20 protein-coding genes are annotated in these 19520 nt (G+C 70.5%); 14 read left to right on the forward strand and 6 right to left on the reverse strand.

The features are described from left to right. Positions 1-68: 68 nt before the first annotated feature. From FB047_RS02615 to FB047_RS02625, 3 genes are read left to right on the forward strand one after another with little or no spacing between them, the layout of a single operon-like run. A complete protein-coding gene (locus tag FB047_RS02615) occupies positions 69-581 on the forward strand; it encodes an HIT family protein (protein ID WP_136585862.1) in 513 nt (170 codons plus the stop codon). 56 nt (positions 582-637) lie between these two features. After that, entirely contained in the window at positions 638-1243 is a 606-nt protein-coding gene (locus tag FB047_RS02620; protein WP_136585649.1) for a hypothetical protein, read from the forward strand. Positions 1244-1287: 44 nt separating this feature from the next. Continuing rightward, entirely contained in the window at positions 1288-1866 is a 579-nt protein-coding gene (locus tag FB047_RS02625) for a hypothetical protein (protein ID WP_136585650.1), read from the forward strand. Here the strand turns inward: FB047_RS02625 and pdxY are convergent. Beyond that, on the reverse strand, positions 1863-2714 hold the full coding sequence (gene pdxY / locus FB047_RS02630; protein ID WP_136585651.1) for a pyridoxal kinase PdxY: 852 nt from the start codon (positions 2712-2714) through the stop codon (positions 1863-1865). The genes FB047_RS02625 and pdxY overlap by 4 nt on opposite strands. Beyond that, on the reverse strand, positions 2711-4069 hold the full coding sequence (locus FB047_RS02635) for an aminotransferase class I/II-fold pyridoxal phosphate-dependent enzyme (protein ID WP_136585652.1): 1359 nt from the start codon (positions 4067-4069) through the stop codon (positions 2711-2713). Before FB047_RS02635 ends, pdxY begins: the two co-directional genes overlap by 4 nt. Positions 4070-4165: 96 nt before the next feature. Between FB047_RS02635 and pdxS the strand changes: the two genes are divergently transcribed. After that, a complete protein-coding gene (pdxS, locus tag FB047_RS02640; RefSeq protein ID WP_136585653.1) occupies positions 4166-5050 on the forward strand; it encodes a pyridoxal 5'-phosphate synthase lyase subunit PdxS in 885 nt (294 codons plus the stop codon). Continuing rightward, complete coding sequence (gene pdxT / locus FB047_RS02645) at positions 5040-5660, forward strand: pyridoxal 5'-phosphate synthase glutaminase subunit PdxT (protein ID WP_136585654.1); 621 nt, start codon at positions 5040-5042, stop codon at positions 5658-5660. Before pdxS ends, pdxT begins: the two co-directional genes overlap by 11 nt. Positions 5661-5714: 54 nt before the next feature. Here the strand turns inward: pdxT and FB047_RS02650 are convergent, their stop codons facing one another. Then, positions 5715-6191, reverse strand: a complete 477-nt coding sequence (locus FB047_RS02650; protein WP_136585655.1) for a hypothetical protein — start codon at positions 6189-6191, stop codon at positions 5715-5717. 212 nt (positions 6192-6403) lie between these two features. Here FB047_RS02650 and FB047_RS02655 point away from each other — a divergent pair, with 212 nt between their 5' ends. The 8 genes from FB047_RS02655 to FB047_RS02690 all read left to right on the forward strand — a co-directional run bounded on the left by FB047_RS02655 (position 6404) and on the right by FB047_RS02690 (position 15105). Next, a complete protein-coding gene (locus FB047_RS02655) occupies positions 6404-7162 on the forward strand; it encodes a YebC/PmpR family DNA-binding transcriptional regulator (protein ID WP_136585656.1) in 759 nt (252 codons plus the stop codon). A 47-nt stretch (positions 7163-7209) separates the two neighbouring features. Continuing rightward, positions 7210-7812 (forward strand): crossover junction endodeoxyribonuclease RuvC, encoded by a 603-nt coding sequence (gene ruvC / locus FB047_RS02660; protein WP_136585657.1) that lies wholly within the window; start codon positions 7210-7212, stop codon positions 7810-7812. Between the two features lie 9 nt (positions 7813-7821). Further along, on the forward strand, positions 7822-8442 hold the full coding sequence (ruvA, locus tag FB047_RS02665; protein ID WP_136585658.1) for a Holliday junction branch migration protein RuvA: 621 nt from the start codon (positions 7822-7824) through the stop codon (positions 8440-8442). Continuing rightward, on the forward strand, positions 8435-9481 hold the full coding sequence (ruvB, locus tag FB047_RS02670; RefSeq protein WP_136585659.1) for a Holliday junction branch migration DNA helicase RuvB: 1047 nt from the start codon (positions 8435-8437) through the stop codon (positions 9479-9481). Before ruvA ends, ruvB begins: the two co-directional genes overlap by 8 nt. Positions 9482-9572: 91 nt before the next feature. Then, entirely contained in the window at positions 9573-10031 is a 459-nt protein-coding gene (locus FB047_RS02675) for a preprotein translocase subunit YajC (RefSeq protein WP_136585660.1), read from the forward strand. 44 nt (positions 10032-10075) lie between these two features. Further along, the gene (gene secD / locus FB047_RS02680) at positions 10076-11782 is read left to right on the forward strand and encodes a protein translocase subunit SecD (RefSeq protein WP_136585661.1); all 1707 of its coding nucleotides are present in this window, start codon (positions 10076-10078) and stop codon (positions 11780-11782) included. Further along, positions 11782-12771: a protein translocase subunit SecF gene (gene secF / locus FB047_RS02685; RefSeq protein ID WP_136585662.1), complete on the forward strand. Its 990-nt coding sequence runs from the start codon at positions 11782-11784 to the stop codon at positions 12769-12771. Before secD ends, secF begins: the two co-directional genes overlap by 1 nt. A gap of 84 nt (positions 12772-12855) precedes the next feature. Further along, a complete protein-coding gene (locus tag FB047_RS02690; RefSeq protein WP_136585663.1) occupies positions 12856-15105 on the forward strand; it encodes a RelA/SpoT family protein in 2250 nt (749 codons plus the stop codon). A 16-nt stretch (positions 15106-15121) separates the two neighbouring features. On the opposite strand, the gene FB047_RS02695 is transcribed toward FB047_RS02690, so the two are convergent. From FB047_RS02695 to FB047_RS02705, 3 genes are all read right to left on the reverse strand, one after another. After that, positions 15122-15673 carry a hypothetical protein gene (locus FB047_RS02695; protein ID WP_136585664.1) on the reverse strand — a complete coding sequence of 184 codons (552 nt, stop codon included), beginning with the start codon at positions 15671-15673 and terminating at the stop codon, positions 15122-15124. 62 nt (positions 15674-15735) lie between these two features. After that, positions 15736-17439 carry a DUF349 domain-containing protein gene (locus FB047_RS02700; RefSeq protein ID WP_136585665.1) on the reverse strand — a complete coding sequence of 568 codons (1704 nt, stop codon included), beginning with the start codon at positions 17437-17439 and terminating at the stop codon, positions 15736-15738. Between the two features lie 143 nt (positions 17440-17582). After that, entirely contained in the window at positions 17583-17858 is a 276-nt protein-coding gene (locus tag FB047_RS02705; protein ID WP_136585666.1) for a DUF3597 domain-containing protein, read from the reverse strand. Between the two features lie 106 nt (positions 17859-17964). Between FB047_RS02705 and FB047_RS02710 the strand changes: the two genes are divergently transcribed. Then, a complete protein-coding gene (locus tag FB047_RS02710; RefSeq protein WP_136585667.1) occupies positions 17965-19386 on the forward strand; it encodes a replication-associated recombination protein A in 1422 nt (473 codons plus the stop codon). Positions 19387-19520: the final 134 nt, after the last annotated feature.

Below are 19520 nucleotides of genomic sequence, written 5' to 3' on the forward strand. Positions count from 1 at the left end.
TGACCGGCTCGACGGCCCCCGCCGGCGGGTCCGGATCACCGACGACCGACGCCGAACTCGTCGACGCGATGACCCTGCCCGGTGTTCCCGACGAGTTCCAGCGCCTGTGGACCCCGCATCGCATGGCGTACATCTCGGCCGGTCGCGAGCCGATGGAGAAGAACTGCCCGTTCTGCGCCGCACCCGACATGAGCGACGAAGACGGGCTGATCGTCGCGCGCGGCAAGACCGCGTACGTTCTGCTCAACCTCTTCCCCTACAACTCGGGCCACCTGCTCGTGTGCCCGTACCGTCACATCGCCACGTACGACCAGGCGACCGACGAAGAGGTCGCCGAAATCGGCGCTCTCACCCAGCGGGGCATGCGGGTGCTCCGCGCGGTCTCGAACTGCGACGGGTTCAACCTGGGGATGAACCAGGGGGCGATCGCCGGGGCGGGCGTCGACGCGCACCTGCACCAGCACATCGTGCCGCGGTGGGCCTCGGATGCCAACTTCTTCCCGATCATCGCCAAGACCAAGGCCCTGCCGCAGCTGTTGGGCGATGTGCGCCGCGCGGTGTCGGAGGCGTGGGACGCCTGATCCGCGTCATCCACAACCCTCGCTCGCGCGAGCGGGCACCTGGCTACGGTGTCCCCATGAACGCCCCCGGTCGACCTCTCGCTCTCACGCTTATGCTCGCCGCCGTCCTCGCGGCGACCACGGCGTGCATCCCCCTCCCGAGCCCCCTCGACCGCGGCGACGCGGCGGAGGCGCCGAGCAGCGTGACGACGGAGGCCCCCTCGACCGCGCCGGGCGACGAGGCGACCGTCGACCCCGACGACTACTCCGACGTCTTCGCCGAGCGCGACGAGTTCTTCCGCGCGCAGCAGCTGCCCATGGACGGCACCCCGCTCGTCGCGGTGACCCCGGCCCAGAAGGATTTCATCACGCAGCAGCGGGCGTACGTCGAGCAGCAGGGATTGTCGTGGACGGCCTCCGATGAGAATCTCGCCCTGGCCCTGGCAGGGGACGCGTGCGAGACCGCCATCCTGAGCCGGCACCGCGTTGACTCGTCGACCCTCATCGCGCACGTCACCACGTCGCCGCTGTTCGCGCAGCTGATCCCCGCCGACCTCGAGGGCGACGCCCGCACGACGGCGGAGGCCCCGATCGCGAGCGTCATGGTGTTCGGCACGACGTTCCTGTGCCCCGAAGACGGCGACCAGTGGGTGGCCGCCTATCGCGAGGTGTACGGGGGCTGACCGCGCGTTCCGGCGCTCCGTCGCGCGGACGCTAACGTGTGAGCATGACCCGCTCGTTCCTGTCGGCCCTCGGCATCGTCTCGGCAGGGGTGCTCGGTCTCGCCGGATGCGCATCGAACGGTCTCGACGCCCGAGCCCCCGAACCCACGGTGACGGCACGCCTGGACGGCCAAGCCGCTGTCGACGCCATGGATCCGAAGGTGCTGGCCGAGTACGAGTCGTTCTTCGCGGAGCAGAACTATCCCGAGGACGAGACGAGCCCCCTGACGCCGACCACGGCTGCCCAGGACGCCTTCGTCGCCGAAGAACGCGCGATGTTCACCGAGCGCGGCTGGGAGTGGAACGCAGACGAGCAGACGATCGCGCTGAGTCTGGCGTTCGAGGGATGCGGGGTCGCGATCCTCAACGGGCATGCGGTGGACGCGGAGCTACTGCGTCACCATGTCGCGTTCTCGGAGCTGTTCGCGTACCTCATCGATCCCGAGGCGACCGAGGATCAGAGACGCGCCGCCGAGGCGGACTTCTCCGGGACCCTCGTATCGGGCACCGTTCACCTCTGCCCCGATGACGGGGCGTCATGGAGCGCGGCGTGGAACGAGGTCTACGGGGAGACGAACGGCTAGCGCACCTGGCGAACGCCGAACTGCAGACGCGGGTGGGCGTACGCCTCCTGCGACTCCACGAGGCGCAGCTCGCGCGAGCCCGACTCGTAGGTGTTCGACAGCAGGTCGAAGACGCTGGACGCCGTGCGCGCGAGAGCGTCGGCGGCATCGCCGCTGCGCCGGTAGTGCGCGGTGAACAGCGCCGCGGTCACGTCGCCCGAGCCGTTGGCCTTCATCGGGATGAGCGGCGTCTGCACGATCCACGCGCCGGTGTCGTCGACGACCATCATCTCGATGGTGTCGGGCTCCCGGTCGGGCCGCTCCACGCTGGTCACGAGGACGGTGCGCGGACCGCGGGCGCGAACGAGATCGGCCGACTCGAGGGTCGAATCGATGCTGCCGGGCTCGGTGCCGGTCAAGAAGCCCAGCTCGAACTGGTTGGGCGTGATGATGTCGGCCACCGGCACCACGCGCTCGCGCAGGAGCTCGGGGATCGCGGGCGCCACGAAGCACCCCGACTTGGCGTTGCCCATGACGGGATCGCAGGCGTAGACGGCATCCGGATTCGCCTTCTTCACGCGTGCGACGGCGTCGATGATGACGTCGCCGATACCCTCACCGCCCTGGTAGCCCGAGAGCACCACGTCGATCTCGGGGAAGATGCCGCGGTCCTCGATGCCCGCGATCACGTCGGCGACGTCGGCCGGCGAGATGAGGGGTCCGCGCCAGGCGCCGTAGCCGGTGTGGTTCGAGAAGTTCACCGTGTACACCGGCAGCACCTCGACGCCGATGCGCTGGAGGGGGAAGGCCGCGGCGGAGTTGCCGACGTGCCCGTACGCGACGGCGGACTGGATCGAGAGAACCTTCATGCGTCGATCCTTCCACTTCCGGCGTCACCGCGGAGCACACCGCAGGCCCGGGCGAGGTCGTCGGCGAGGGTGCGGCGCGAGGCGTCGTCGAGATCGTGCACGGTGAGACGCAGGAACGAGCCACGGGAGGCGTCACCGCCACCGCCGTCGAGGAAGAAGGGATCCCCCTCCCGCACGAGCCAGCCGCGACGCATGAGGTCCTCCCGCACGCGCGCAGCCGGCACCGACGGCGTGAGCGGCACCCACAGGTTGAGGCCGTCACCGGGGACGACGGGCAGTCCGCGCGCGGTGAGCTCGCGCGCGAATTCCGCGTTGCGCTCGGCGTAGTGCACCGCCGCGCGCTCGATGTGCGCGCGCACGGCGTCGTCGGTGACGAGCGCCAGGGTCAGCCGCTGCAAGATGTGGCTCACCCAGGTGGTCCCGGGAGTGAGCCGGATGGCGAGGCCGTCGGCGGTGTCGGGATCGGATGCCGTGACGGCGAGGCACGTGTCGGGGCCGAGGAACTTCGACATCGAGCGGATGCGTGCCCACCGTCGTTGCGACGCGCCGATGACCGACTGCAGGGGCGCCCGCGACAGCAGGGAGAAGTGATCGTCCTCGATCACGAGCACGTACGGGTGGGCGACGAGGACCTCGCGCAGCGCCGCCGCGCGCTCGGCGCTGAGGCTCGCGCCGGTGGGGTTGTGCGCACGCGGCGTGACGATGACGGCCCGCACCCCGGCGTCCAACGCGGCAAGCAGTCCCTCGACGGTCATGCCCTCGGCATCCACGGGAACGGGCACCGCGCGGTAACCGCCCGTGCGCACCGTGTGCAGGGCCGACAGGAAGCAGGGGTCTTCGAGTGCCACCGCGTCGTCGCGCTGCAGCGCCTGGGCCAGCAGGCGTTCGATCGCATCGCTCGCCCCGCTCGTGACGGTGATGCGCATGTCGTCGTGGGGGAGTTGTTCGGCCATCCACTGGCGCGCCCACGCCTCCAGACCCGGGTCGATCACGGGCTCGCCGTACAGGACCGGACGAGCCGAGCGGGCGAGGGCCGCGGTGGGATCGGGGATGAGCGCGGGATCGGGGTTTCCCGTTCCCACGTCTCGCAGCACCGTGTCGGGCGCGTATCCCTCCTGCGCCACGGTCGCGCGATCAGCGACGCGCGTGCCGCCGCGGCCGCGCGACTCGACGAGGCCCGCCTGGGCGAGCTGCCGGTAGGCGGCGACGACGGTGTTGCGGTTGACGCCCAGCTCGCCCGCGAGCGACCGGACGGGAGGCAGGAGAGTGCCGGGCGGCAGTTCTCCGCGCTCGATGCGCGTGCGCAGGCCGACGGCGATCTCGGATGCCGAGCGGCCGGTGATGTCGATGGTCATACGCCCCCAAAGCTTTCGACCAGCTTATGTCCTGCGCCATGCTACGGTTTGGCCTAAGCCAATAGATCGCGCCCCGAAGCGCGGAACGGAGCAGTCATGACGGACACCGGAACCTCGCGCGTCAAGCGCGGACTCGCCGAGATGCTCAAGGGCGGCGTCATCATGGACGTCGTCACCGCCGAGCAGGCCCGCATCGCCGAAGACGCCGGCGCCGTCGCCGTGATGGCGCTCGAGCGCGTGCCGGCCGACATCCGCGCGCAGGGCGGCGTGGCGCGCATGAGCGACCCCGACCTGATCGACGACATCGTGGCATCCGTCTCGATCCCCGTCATGGCCAAGGCCCGCATCGGCCACTTCGTCGAGGCGCAGATCCTGCAGGAGCTCGGCGTCGACTACATCGACGAGTCCGAGGTGCTCTCGCCCGCCGACTACGTCAACCACATCGACAAGTGGAACTTCACCGTGCCGTTCGTATGCGGAGCGACGAACCTGGGCGAGGCCCTGCGCCGCATCACCGAGGGCGCGGCGATGATCCGCTCCAAGGGCGAGGCCGGCACGGGAGACGTGTCGGAGGCCACCAAGCACATCCGCACCATCCGCGCCGAGATCAACGCGCTGCGCGCGAAGACGAAGGACGAGCTCTACGTCGCCGCCAAGGAGCTGCAGGCCCCCTACGACCTCGTCGCCGAGATCGCCGAGACGGGCAAGCTCCCCGTCGTGCTCTTCACCGCCGGGGGAGTGGCCACCCCGGCCGACGCCGCGATGATGATGCAGCTGGGCGCCGACGGCGTGTTCGTCGGCTCCGGCATCTTCAAGTCCGGCAACCCCGCGCAGCGCGCGGCCGCGATCGTCAAGGCGACCACGTTCCACGACGACCCGAAGATCGTGGCGGAAGCCTCGCGCGGGCTCGGTGAGGCGATGGTCGGCATCAACGTCAGCGACCTCCCCGCGCCGCACCGCCTGGCCGAGCGTGGCTGGTAACAGCCCCCGCGTCGGCGTCCTCGCCCTGCAGGGCGACGTGCGCGAGCACCTCGCCGTCCTGACCGCCCTCGGCGCCGACGCGCGACCCGTGCGTCGGCCCGAGGAACTCGCCGCCGTGGAGGGCCTCGTCCTCCCCGGCGGCGAGTCGAGCGTCATCGACAAGCTCGCCCGCGCGTTCGGGATGTTCGACCCGATCCGCGACGCGATCGCCGCGGGGATGCCGACGTACGGCACGTGCGCGGGTCTCATCCTGCTCGCCGACCGGATCGACGGCGGCATCGAGGGCCAGCAGACCTTCGGCGGGATCGACGCGCGCGTCGCGCGCAACGTCTTCGGCAGCCAGACCGCCTCCTTCGAGACCGACCTCGCGGTCCCCGCCCTCGGCGATCCGCCGGTGCACGCCGTGTTCATCCGCGCGCCCGCGGTTCTCGAGTGGGGCCCGGATGCCGAGCCCCTGGCATCCCTTCCCGACGGACGCGTCGTGGCGATCGAGCAGGGGGCCCTGCTCGGCACGGCCTTCCACCCCGAGTCGACGGGGGAGACGCGCTTTCACGCGCGGTTCCTCGACCGCGTGCGCGATCGGCGCGGCGCGGACGTCGTCGCATCGTGACGCGGCGAAGCCTCCGCGCTCTCCGGTGAGGTGGGTCGAGCCGGGGCGATCTCGTTACGGGAACAGCACGAGGACGTCGCCGGGCCAGATTTCCCGGTCCATGCGTGTGTCGCTCATCGCGGGGATCGTCGAGTAGTCGAGGCAGAACCGACCGGCGATCGCGACGATGTTGTCGTTGGGCGCGACGGTGTAGAACTTCGGCACCCCGTCGACCACCTCGACCTCGCCTGAGGCTTTCGCCCGCGGGCCCTGATCGTACGGGGTCGACCCGAGGGGCGGCGGGTAGCTGGTGTCGCAGAAGAGGGGGGCGCGGTCGGCGCGGTCGGCGAGCGGCTCGGTCACCGTCGGGGGCACCTCGGGGGAGGCCACGGGGGTCGGCGTGACCGAGGGGGCCGGGGTAACGCCTTCGGCGGTCCTATGGCCGCCGGACGCGACGGTGCCGAGGGTTTCGAACGCGGGAAGGGCGAGAGCGACGAGCCCCGCGACGACGACGCCAGACGCGGCGAGGGCGATGATCGAGCGGCGGTTCATCCGTCCACCCTCGCATCCGCCCGGAGCCGTCGCCAATCGCCGGACGGCTCGTCGAGGTCGGGGCCGCCGCGGAGGCACGGCTGCGCGCTGCGACCGACGCGTGCGCGGGCGGATCGCCCCAAGACCGAGGACGCTGGGAACCAACACCCCGACAAGCGGGCCGCCCACGGCGAGCAGCCGCGAGCCATTCCGTCATCCTTTATCTTTGAGGTATGTCCGGACACTCCAAATGGGCCACGACCAAGCACAAGAAGGCGGTCGTCGACGCCCGCCGCGCCAAGTCGTGGGCCAAGCTCATCAAGAACATCGAGGTCGCGGCCAAGCTCGGCGGCGCTGACCTGCAGGGCAACCCGACCCTCTTCGACGCCGTTCTGAAGGCCAAGAAGACCTCGGTCCCCAAAGACAACATCGACCGCGCGATCAAGCGCGGCGCGGGCATCGGCGGCGAGGCCGTCGAGTACGCCTCGATCATGTACGAGGGCTACGGCCCCAACGGCGTGGCGTTCCTCATCGAGTGTCTGACCGACAACAAGAACCGCGCCGCGGCCGAGGTGCGCACCGCCCTCAGCCGTAACGGCGGGACCCTCGCCGACCCGGGCAGCGTCGCGTACAACTTCAGCCGCAAGGGCGTCATCGTCGTCCCCTCCGAGGGCACCACCGAAGACGACGTCATGCTCGCCGTCCTCGAGGCGGGCGCCGAAGAGGTCGAGCCGCACGGTGAGGGCTTCGGCGTCATCACCGAGGCGAGCGACCTGGTGTCTGTGCGCTCCGCACTGCAGGATGCCGGGATCGAGTACGACTCTGCCGACGTCGAGTTCGTCCCCTCGCTCAAGGTCGAGGTCGACGCCGACACCGCCCGCAAGGTGTTCCGCCTCATCGATGCGCTCGAAGACAGCGACGACGTGCAGAACGTCTACACCAACTTCGACATGACCCCCGAGGTGCAGGCCGAGCTCGAGAACGACGAGTAGGGCGCGCCCTTCGCCGCGACACGGCCCCTGCGCTTAGCGTGGGGGCCGTGTCCCGTTCTCTGCGCGTCCTCGGCATCGATCCCGGCCTCACCCGCTGCGGGATCGGCGTGGTCGACGTGTCGCCGAACCGCACGGCGTCTCTCGTGCACGTGGGCGTCGCGCGCTCGGCTCCGGGCGATCCGATCGAGAAGCGACTCGCCGCGATCGCGGCCGGCATCCGGGAGGTGCTGGTCGCCCACGAACCTCACGTGGTCGCCGTCGAGCGCGTCTTCGCGCAGAACAACCGGCACTCGGTCATGGGCACCGCGCAGGCGAGCGGCATCGCGCTGCTGCTGGCCGCGGAGCACGGGCTGACCGCCGCGACCCACACGCCCAGCGAGGTCAAGGCCGCCATCACCGGTTACGGCTCTGCCGACAAGCTGCAGGTGCAGACGATGGTCGCGCGCGTACTGCGGCTCGACGCCCTGCCCCAACCGGCCGACGCCGCCGACGCCCTCGCGATCGCGCTGTGCCACGCCTGGCGCGGCGGCGCGGCGGCCGCCCCGGCGGGGGAGACGCTCACGCCGGCCCAGAAGGCATGGAGGGATGCCGAGAAGCGGCGTTCTCCACAGCCCCGTGTCGCTCGAACACATGTACGAACGGGCGCGTAAGCTTTTTCCATGATCTCTTCGCTGCATGGGGCGGCGGCGCACGTCGCCGACGATTCGCTCGTGGTCGTCGTGGGAGGAGTGGGCTTCTCGGTGGCCGTCACCGCACAGTTCGCGCGCACCGTGCACCTCGGCGATGACGTGCACCTGCACACCAACCTCATCGTCCGCGAAGACGCCCTGTCGCTGTACGGATTCGAGACGCGCGAAGAGCTCACCGTCTTCACGCAGCTGATCAGCGTCACCGGAGTGGGCCCGAAGTCGGCGCTCGGCGTGCTGTCGTCCCTCACTGTCCCGCAGATCGCGCAGGCCGTCGCCGACGACGACGACGCCCCATTCCGTCGGGTGTCGGGCATCGGACCGAAGACCGCGAAGCTCATCGTGGTCCAGCTCGCCGGGAAGCTCGCCGTCCAACCGGCGTCGGCTCCCGCCGCTGCGACCCCGGGCGGGCAGGTCCCGGTGCAGGTGACCCAGGCCCTCGTCGGTCTCGGGTGGACCGAGCGCACCGCGGCCGAGGCCGTGGCATCCGTCGCCGAGACCGCCTCCGAAACCGACCGCGCCTCGGTCCAGGCCCTGCTGCGCCTCACCCTCGCCCTGCTCGGACCGTCGCGGAAGGAGAACGCGGGTGGCTGACGTCCGCGACGCCGGAACGCCCGACGACGAGACCGAACTCGCGATCGAGGGCGCCCTGCGCCCCACGTCCCTCGACGAGTTCGTCGGACAGCACAAGGTGCGCGGGCAGCTCCAGCTACTGCTCGACGCCGCCCGCATCCAGCAGCGCTCGCCCGACCACATCCTCCTGTCGGGCCCTCCGGGGCTGGGCAAGACGACCCTGGCGATGATCGTCGCGCACGAGAGCGGACGCCCGCTGCGCCTGTCGAGTGGACCCGCGATCCAGCACGCCGGCGACCTCGCCGCCCTGCTGTCGTCCCTCACCCCGGGCGAAGTGCTGTTCATCGACGAGATCCACCGCATGGCGCGCTCCGCCGAAGAGATGCTCTACCTGGCGATGGAGGATTTCCGCATCGACATCATGGTCGGCAAGGGGGCGGGCGCCACCAGCATCCCGCTCGACCTTTCGCCCTTCACGCTGGTGGGGGCGACGACGCGCGCCGGTCTGCTGCCGAACCCCCTGCGCGACAGGTTCGGTTTCACCGCGCACCTCGAGTACTACGAGCCGGAGGAGCTCGAGCAGGTCGTCTCGCGCTCGGCGGCCATGCTCGACGTCGGACTGCCCGGAACCGCGCGTTCCGAGATCGCCCGCCGCTCCCGCGGAACCCCGCGCATCGCCAACCGCCTCCTCCGACGCGTCCGCGATTACCTCGTCGTCCACGGCCCGTCGGCCGGGACCGATCACGGTGACGCCGACGTCCGCACGGTCGGCGCCGCCCTCGACCTGTACGACGTGGATGCCATCGGCCTCGACCGCCTCGACCGCGCGGTCCTCGACGCGCTCGTGCGCCGGTTCCGCGGGGGCCCGGTGGGGCTCAGCACGCTCGCCGTCACGGTCGGCGAAGAACCCGAGACGATCGAATCCGTCGTCGAGCCCTACCTCGTGCGGATCGGCTTCATGGGGCGGACCCCGCGCGGCCGCATCGCCACGCCCGAGGCCTACGATCACCTCGGCGCCCCTCACCCCGACGGCCTCCTCCGGTTCAGCCAGGGGTCATGACCTATACTCGGCGAGGGATTCCCCGACCCCCGCTTGACTCACGCTAGGCAGTGCCGCACGGCGCGCCTGACTCGAAAGGTGCACCGCCTCGATGGATATCGCCCGGTTCTTCGCCGATTACGGCATCGTCATCCTGCTCATCGGCCTGCTGGTCTTCATGTTCTACAGCTCGCGGCGCCGCATGCAGAAGCAGAAGGCGGAGCTCGAGAAGAAGTCGCGCGAGACCGTCCCCGGCGCCGAGGTCCTCCTGCAGGGCGGCCTTTACGGCACCATCGTCGAGTACGACGGCGAAGACCTCGACAAGCCCGCGCTCGTCGAGATCGCACCCGGCGTGGTCATCAAGGTGCACAGCCAGGCCGTGCTCCGCATCGTCGACCCGGCCCAGGGCGCCGTCACCGAAGACGAGTTCATCGAGGCCGAAGAGACCGAGGCCGAGTACGTCGCCGGCGTCGCCGACGGCGACATCACCTCGATCAGCGACGACCAGCGTTCCGCTCGTCAGCACGCGGCCGACACCGACCAGACCGACAAGGACCGCCCGCAGGCCTGACGCCCGCTCCGCCGTTCCCGCCCGCCGCACAGAAAGCCGACTCCGTGGCGCCCTCGACCCCTGTCCGTCATGCCTGGCGCGTGCTGACCGGACTGCTCGCCATCGTCGGCGTGCTGTTCGGCATCAACGCGCTCGGCGTGTACGTCTACAACGCCAGTTCCTGGACCCCCGAGCTCGCGCTCGACCTCCAGGGCGGGACGCAGATCATCCTGCAGGCCCAGACCACCGACGGGGCGGCCCCCGACAGCGAGCAGCTCGCTCAGGCCGTCACCATCATCCGCCAGCGCGTCGACGCGTCCGGGGTCGGCGAAGCCGACGTCGCCACCGAGGGTGGGCGCAACATCGTCGTTCAGATCCCCGGCCAGGCCGACGAGGCGACCCGTCAGCGCATCCAGAGTTCCGCGCAGCTGCAGCTGCGGCCGGTGCTCTTCACCGGTGCACCCGCGACGTCGTTCGTGGGGCAGGACGGCAACTCCACGCCGTACCCCACCCCCGACCCGAGCCTGCCGGCCACGCCGACCGCTTCGCCCACAAACGCGAGCGACCCCGCCTACATCACGCCCGCTCTGCAGGCCGAATTCCTCGCGTACGACTGCAGCAACCCGCCGAGCAATCCCGCGCAGGCGCCGGCCGACCAGCCGATGATCACCTGCGACGTGAACGGGCAGGCGAAGTACATCCTCGGCCCGGTCGAGCTCGACGGCAACGACATCTCCGACGCCACGAACGGCCAGGAGCAGAACACCGGCCAGTGGGCCGTGAACCTCGTCTTCAACGACCAGGGCACGCAGAAGTTCGCCGAGGTGAGCCAGCGTCTCTACGGTGCGCAGGCGCCGTTCAACCAGTTCGCGTTCGTCCTCGACGGCAGCGTGCTCTCCGCCCCGTCCATGAACGGCATCATCGTCGACGGCCGCCCGAGCATCACGGGCAGCTTCACGCAGGAGTCGTCAAAGGCCCTGGCCGACCAGCTCAAGTACGGCGCCCTGCCGCTGAGCTTCACCGTCGTCAGCTCCGACACCGTCTCGGCCACCCTCGGTTCGCAGCAGCTGCAGGTCGGCTTCATCGCCGGTCTGATCGGCCTCGGCCTCGTCGCGATCTACTCGCTCATCGTCTACCGCGCGCTCGGCACGGTGATCATCGCGTCGCTCGGCGTCATGGCGGTCCTGACCTACCTCGCGTTGTGCATCCTCGCGTGGCGCGCGGGCTTCCGCCTGTCGCTGGCCGGCGTCGCGGGACTGATCGTGACGATCGGCTTCACCGCCGACTCGTTCATCGTCTACTTCGAACGCATCCGCGACGAACTGCGCGACGGCAAGTCGATTACCGCGGCCGTCGAAGACGGATGGTCGCGCGCCAAGCGCACGATCTACATCTCGAAGTCGATCAACGTCCTCGCCGCCGTCGTGCTGTACATCCTCGCGGATGCCACGGTGAAGGGCTTCGCGTTCACGCTCGGCCTGACGACCGCGATCGACATCCTCATCTTCATCCTGTTCACCCACCCGGTGATGCAGCTGCTCGCCCGCACGCGCTTCTTCGGCTCGGGCCACCCGCTGTCGGGGATGGATCCCAACGCCCTCGGTGCGGTCTACCGCGGTCGGGCGCAATTCCGCACCCCGGTCGCCGACAGCGGCCGCACGAAGCGCTCGCGCGGCGAAGCCCAGCGACGGCAGACGATCGCCGAGCGCAAGCAGGCGGAACTCGCCGCCGCCCGCGGCGATAGCCGCTCCACCAAGGAGGGAGACGACTGATGGCCCGCTCCATGTCCCAGCTCGGCAACGACCTCTACTCCGGGAAGACGTCGTTCCCCTTCGTTCAGCGTCGTCGCCTGTGGTTCATCATCGCCGCGATCCTCGTGATCGGCGCGGCCCTGGTGCCGCTGTTCCGTCCGGTGCAGTTCTCGATCGAGTTCACCGGCGGATCGCAGTTCACGGTGTCGAACCCCGCCTCGTTCGACCAGTCGATCGCGACGAACGCGGTGACCTCGGTCGTCCCCGGCGCGCAGACGCGTGTGACGACGATCAGCGACCAGGCCGTCCGCGTGCAGACCGACCAGCTCGGCAGCGACGAGACGCAGGCCGTCTCGGCCGCGCTGGCCTCGGCCTACGACGTGCCCGCCGCGGAGGTGACCGACTCGTTCATCGGCCCCACCTGGGGAGCGGACGTCACGCGTCAGTCGCTGTGGGGTCTGTCGATCTTCCTCGCCCTGACGTTCCTCATCCTCGCGCTGTACTTCCGCACGTGGAAGATGTCGGTCGCGGCGATCATCGGCCTCGTCGACGTGCTCGTGATCACGATCGGCGTCTACGCGGTCTTCGGATTCGAGATCTCTCCCGCGGCCGTGATCGGCTTCCTCACGATCCTCTCCTATGCGCTCTACGACACCACCGTCGTCTTCGACAAGGTGCGCGAGAACACGAGGGAAGACGGCGAGATCTCGGGACGCACCTTCGCGGAGTCCGTCAACCTCGCCGCCAACCAGACGCTGATCCGCTCGATCAACACGACGGTCGTGGCGATCCTCCCGGTGGGCGCGATCCTCTTCATCGGCGTCCCCCTCGGGGCGCGGACGCTGAGCGACATCTCGCTGTCGATCTTCGTCGGCACGATCGTGGCCGCGTACTCGACCCTGTTCGTGGCCGTTCCGATGTACGCCCTCCTGCGCGAGCGGGAGCAGCCGATCGCCCAGCGCGACGCGCGCGTGCGCGCCGCGCGCGAGAAGGCCGGCATCCCCGCCTGACGCCCTGCGATCTCCCCGGCGCGACCTCAGGGCCGCGCCGGGGAAGCGTAGACTTGATCGACTGGCCGTGAAGAAGGGGTGCTGATGACCGAGACCGCCTCCTCCGCGCCACCGCCGTCGTCGCTCCGACGCCTGGTTCCGCGCATCTTCTCGCGCGCCGCCCGTCGCGACGACGTCGACAAGCTGCTGCGCACCGTGCGCACGCACCACCCCAAGGGCGACCTCGCGATCATCGAGCGCGCGTACGCCGTGGCCGACAAGGCCCACGACGGGCAGAAGCGCCAGAGCGGCGAGCCCTACATCACGCACCCCCTCGCGGTCGCGCAGATCCTCGCCGAACTCGGCCTCGGGCCGAAGGCCATCGCGGCAGCCCTGCTGCACGACACGGTCGAAGACACCGGCTACCCGCTCGACGAGCTCGCCGCCGACTTCGGCGACGAGGTCGCGATGCTCGTCGATGGCGTCACCAAGCTCGACAAGGTCAAGTACGGCGACAGCGCCCAGGCCGAGACGGTGCGCAAGATGATCGTGGCGATGTCGAAAGACATCCGCGTTCTGCTCATCAAGCTCGCCGACCGCCTGCACAACGCCCGGACCTGGGGCTTCGTGCCCCCGCACAAAGCCGCGAAGAAGGCCACCGAGACCCTCGAGATCTACGCGCCCCTCGCGCACCGCCTCGGCATCCAGGCGATCAAGAGCGAGCTCGAAGACCTCTCGTTCGCCGTGATGCATCCGAAGCTGTACGCCGAGATCGACAGCCTCGTCAAGCAGCGCACCCCCCAGCGCGAGCAGTACGTGCAGAATGTCATCGACGCCGTGGACGCCGACCTGCGCGAGCTCCGCGTGCGCGGGCGCGTCATGGGACGCCCGAAGCAGCTCTACTCCGTGTATCAGAAGATGGTCGTGCGCGGCCGCGAGTTCGACGACATCTACGACCTCATCGGCATCCGGATCCTCGTGGGCACGGTGCGCGACTGCTACGCGGTGCTGGGCGCCATCCACGCGCGGTGGACGCCACTTCCGGGGCGCTTCAAGGACTACATCGCCACGCCGAAGTTCAATCTCTACCAGTCGCTGCACACGACCGTGATCGGTCCCGGCGGTCGCACCGTCGAGATCCAGATCCGCACCAACGAGATGCACCAGCAGGCGGAGTTCGGCGTCGCCGCGCACTGGAAGTACAAGGAGCGCATGGCCGGCGGCAAGGCGGATGCCAAGGCCGTTGACGCCGACATGGCCTGGATCGCGCACATCTCCGACTGGCAGGCCGAGACCGCCGATCCGGGGGAGTTCCTCGACTCGCTGCGTTTCGAGATCGGCGCGAAAGAGGTCTACGTCTTCACCCCGAAGGGGCGCGTGATCGGCCTTCCGACCGGAGCCACCCCGGTCGACTTCGCCTACGCCGTGCACACCGAGATCGGTCACCGCACGATGGGCGCGAAGGTGAACGGGCGACTCGTTCCCCTGGAGTCGACGCTGCAGAGCGGCGACGTCGTCGAGGTGTTCACCTCGAAGAACCCCGACGCGGGCCCCAGCCAGGACTGGCTCGGATTCGTCAAGAGCACGCGCGCGCGCAACAAGATCCGCGGCTGGTTCACGAAGGAACGTCGCGAAGAGGCCATCGAGCAGGGCAAGGACTCCATCGCCCGCGCCATGCGGCGGCAGAACCTGCCGCTGCAGCGGCTGATGAACCAGGACTCCTTCACCGAGGTCGCGCGGCAGTTCCACTACGAAGACGTCTCGGCGCTGTACGCGGCCGTGGGAGAAGGACACGTCTCGACGCAGTCCGTGATCGAGAAGGTCACCGCGCTGGTCAGCGTCGAGGAGACGAACACCGGCCCGATCGACATTCCCGTCGGGCGCAGTCGCGCCCCGCGCGGCGGCGACTCGGGCGTGCTCGTGCGCGGCGCCCCCGACATCCTGGTGAAGCTCGCCAAGTGCTGCACACCGGTTCCGGGCGACGAGATCGTCGGCTTCGTCACGCGGGGGAGCGGGGTCTCGGTGCACCGGGGCGACTGCACCAACGTGCGGTCGCTGAAAGAGGAGCCCGACCGTCTCATCGACGTGGAGTGGGCCCCCACGACCAAGAGCGTGTTCCTCGTGCAGATCCAGGTCGAGGCGCTCGACCGCTCGGGCCTGCTGAGCGATGTGACGCGGGTGCTCAGCGAGCATCACGTCAACATCCTCTCGGCCACGGTCTCGACCACGAACGACCGACTGGCGCTCAGCAAGTTCGTCTTCGAGATGGGCGACACGGTGCACCTCGACCGCGTGCTCAACGCCGTGCGGCGGATCGACGCGGTGTACGACGTCTACCGCGTGACCTCTTCCTGAGGCGGTTCTCCATCCGTCACGGGTCGCGCGGCTCCGTCCGCGCCGCTCGCAGCAGACGCGTCGCCCGGTGCACGTGCGGGAAGCGGGGATGCCGTGAGAGCCAGGCCGCGGCATCCTGAGCCACGCCGGGCTCGCGGTGCGCCCACGCCCGCGCGACGGCGGCTTCGACCTCGTCGGCGGATCGCGCGAGATCGGCGAGCGTCCGCGGTCGCGTGCTGAGCGGCACCCCGCCGATCGCGACCGTGTCTTCCGGAGGCAGGCGCACGTCGTGATAGACCGCTCGCGGGTCGCGCCCCGCGCGAACGCGGGCGTCACGAGCTCGCTGGAGGTGATGGGCGACCGGCTCGACGGGGATCGCGCCGTGCACCCACGCCGCTGACAGCCGCACCGCCGCCCACCGCCCCTCGAGCAGGGGCCGGAGGCTGCGCGCGCGCATCCAGGGGGTCTCGGCGGCATCGGCGGGCATGAACCCCTCGCCGAGCGGCACCAGGGCGCCATCGAGGCACGCGGCGGTCAGCTCGGGGAGGGAGAGGCGCTCGTCGGCGAAGAACAGGAAGGGCGACACCATCCCGCCAGTGTGGCGGGGCGGTGTCGCCCGTGACGGCTGACCGTCGGATCTGTGGAGAGCGGTCAGCCGCCGAGTGCGCGCAGCCAGGTGCGACGCGCCTCGAGGGCTTCCGATGCCTGCGCCGCGGCGCGCTTGTCACCGCGGGCCTCGGCGTCGGCGAGCTCGGCCTCGAGCTTGTCGATCGCGTCGGTGAGCTGACGCGTCATGTCGTTCGCGCGCGCCTTCTGCTCGGGGTCGTTGCGCTTCCAGTCGGCGTCCTCGCGCGTACGCACGCTCTGCTCGATCTTGCGGAGCTCGTCGTCGAGGGCGCGCTCCTTGTCGCGGGGGAAGATGCGACCGATCTCGTCCCACTGCCGCTGGATCGCGGTGAGCTTCTGACGGGCCGTCGCGAGGTTCTTCTCGTCGACGATCGGCGCGGCCTGCTCCAGCAGAGCGCGCTTCTGCTCGATCTTCTCCTTCGAGGCCTCGGCGTCCGCCGACTCACGCTCGATGCGCGCGCCGTACAGCGCGTCACCGGCGGCCTTGAAGCGGGCCCACAGCGCGTCGTCGACCTTGCGGCCGGCGCGTCCGGAGGCCTTCCACGCGTCGAGGAGGTCGCGGTACGCGCCGATGCCGTCTTCGCCGCGCGGGGCCAGGGCCTCGGCCCGCTCGACGAGGCGGGTCTTCGCCTCGCGCGCGGCCTTGTGCGTCTCGTCGAGGGACGAGAAGAACTCGCGGCGGTGCCGGTCGACGGTCGCACGGGCGTCGCGGAAACGACGCCACAGCTGCTGCGCCGTGGACTTCGACAGGCGCGGTCCGTTCTGCTGGTGCGCCTGCCAGCGGTCGAACAGCGCCGCCATGTCGGCCGTCATCTGCTTCCACTGCACCGATTGGGGGTCGCGCGAGGCGAGGGCCTCTGCCTCCTCGACGATCGCGGTGCGCTCGCGCACGGCCTCCTCGGAAGCCTGCTTCGCGGCGACCGCCTCGGTCTCGCTCGCCTCGGCGAGCTCGCCCGTGAGGGCGTCGACCCGGGCGATCAGCGCGGCGAGGTCGCCCACCGCGGCAGCACCGTCGAGCTTGGAGCGGAGCGTCTTCGCCGTGGACCGGAGGTCGGATGCCGATGCACCGCCGCGACGGTGACGGGTCTCGAGAAGCGTCACCTCGCCGGCCAGATCCGCGAACTTGCGCTGGAAGTAGGCGAGGGCCTCTGCGGGAGTGCCGTCGGGGTACTGGCCCACGACACGCCATCCGTCCGCCTCGCGGACGGAGACCGTGCCCTCGTCGTCGACGCGGCCCCACGGCTCGGACACCGTCTTGGACGCCTTCGCGCCGGGGGGAGGACCGGGGATGCGCGCACCCGGAACGGGGCGGGCCGCCGGCTGCGGTGCCGCGGCCGTGTCGGTGGCGGGCTCCGCCGTGGAGGGCGTCTCGGCGTCCGCGGCATCCGCGGTCTCGTCAGCCGCAGTGGCGGCGTTTGCGTTCGCGGCATCCGCGGTGTCGGCATCTACGCTGGCGGCGTCCGCGTCCGTGGTCTCGGCGTCCGACGACGCGGTCGCGACCTCGGGCTCGTCGGCCTGCGGCTCGGCGGCGGTGGTCTCCGCCTCGTCGGCGGGGGCCTCGGCCGGCGTCTCGGCATCCGCCGTGTCGTCGACCGTCTCGGCGTGCGCGGACGCGGGGGCCTCGGCATCCGTCGCGTCGGCCACGACCTCGGTCGTGGCGGGATCGACCTCGGGGGCGCTCGCGTCGTCGCGCGGGTCGGAGGTCTCGGGGGAGGGAACGGAAGTCACGGGTAGCACCTCATCGCGGCAGGACCGCCTGGGGGAGAAGGACCCTCCGAGCCTAGTACGAGCGGCCGCGCCCTCACAGGACCGAGACGTGCGGCGTCACGCGGGGATGCGCGGCTCGCGACCCGACGCCTCGGTCGCGTCGATCAGGGCGTCGGCGCGGGCGAGGACGACGGGGCATCCGTCGCGGGAGAGGTCGGGGCAGGGCTCTGCGTCGGAGCGGGGGCTCCCGGGCCGGCGGCGTAATAGACGGTCTGCGTGGCGATCGCACCCGCGATCACGACCAGACCGATCACGACGGCGAGCACGTTGTCGCGCCGGCGACGACGCCCCTGGCGCTCGTGCAGCGCCAACCGCACCTGGTAGGCGCGAGCACGTTCCCGCTGCGCCCGCGTCTGCCGGTCTTTCCCGCGCGTCGCCACATCGACCTCCTCCGCCCGTCACCGGGCACCCCGATCCTACAAAGGGCGCCGTCGCGCCTCACCCCGCACGACGACCGGTGTCGGAACCCACGATTAGCCTGGACGGGTGACCCCTTCCTCCGCGCTCTTCCAGGGCCAGACCCCGCTCGCTGTCCGCATGCGGCCGGTGAGTCTCGACGAAGTCGCGGGCCAGGGTCATCTGCTCCGCCCCGGCTCGCCGCTGGTCACCCTCGCGACCACCGACTCCTCGGCATCCGGATCGGCGGTCTCGGTCATCCTGTGGGGTCCGCCCGGCACCGGCAAGACCACGCTCGCGCAGGCGATCGCCCGCTCGTCGGGGCGCCGTTTCGTCGAGCTTTCGGCCATCACCGCCGGGGTGAAAGACGTCCGCGAGGTCATGCAGGAGGCCCTGACCCAGCGCGACCTCTACGGGCAGTCGACCATCCTGTTCCTCGACGAGATCCACCGGTTCACCAAGGCGCAGCAAGACGCGCTGCTGCCCGGGGTCGAGAACGGCTGGGTCGTGCTGATCGCCGCGACCACCGAGAACCCCTCGTTCTCGGTCATCTCCCCGCTGCTGTCCCGCTCTCTGCTGCTGACGCTGCGCCCGCTCGGCGACGACGACCTCGGCGCCCTCGTCGACCGCGCCGTGAGCGACCCCCGCGGTCTCGGCGGCCGCGTCGTCCTCGACGACGACGCGCGCGCGGCCCTCGTGCGCCTCGCGTCGGGCGACGCCCGCCGTGCTCTGACCGCCCTCGAGGCGGCCGCGTCGGTCGCGGGAGACGATGCCGGAGCGGTCGGCACGGCGTCGGCGGACAGCGCGTCGGCGGAGCACGACGAAGACGAGGACGAAGACGACGGATCGCCGTTCGTCCTGCCTGAGACCGAGACCCCCGTCATCACCGCCGACCACATCGCCCAGGCCGTCGACCGCGCGCTGCTGCGCTACGACCGCCAGGGCGACGAGCATTACGACGTGATCAGCGCGTTCATCAAGTCGGTGCGCGGATCCGACGCGGATGCCGCGATCCACTACCTGGCGCGGATGATCGAGGCGGGGGAGGACCCGCGCTTCATCGCGCGGCGCCTCGTGATCTCGGCCGCCGAAGACATCGGCATGGCCGATCCGCAGGCCCTGCAGATCGCGGTCGCCGCCGCCGACGCCGTCGCCTTCATCGGCATGCCCGAGGGGCGCATCCCGCTCGCCGAGGCCACGATCTACCTCGCCACCACCGCCAAGTCGAACGCCGCGTACAACGCCATCAACGCCGCGATCGCCGACGTGCGCGCCGGAGGGTTCGGGCGGGTGCCGATGCATCTGCGCGACGCCCATTACCCGGGGGCCAAGCGACTCGGGCACGGCAAGGGCTACAAGTACGCGCACGACAGCGAGATCGGCATCGTCGCCCAGCAGTACCTCCCCGACGAGCTGCGCGGACGCCGGTACTACGAGCCGACCACCCACGGCACGGAGCGCGACGTCTCCGCGCGGCTCGAGAAGATCCGCCGCATCCTCGACGGCCCGTGAGCACCCGGCGGGCACGCAGGGCTCTCTGATACCATGAACCGGCTCGAAACAGGGTTTTCGGGCATCCCCTCCTTTCTGTGATCACCATCCGGTGCGCCCCGGCGTGCGCCCCGGACCGGGCGGAAGGGGGCGAT

The organism is Microbacterium hydrothermale, assembly GCF_004854025.1.
Classification (GTDB): Bacteria; Actinomycetota; Actinomycetes; order Actinomycetales; family Microbacteriaceae; genus Microbacterium; species Microbacterium hydrothermale.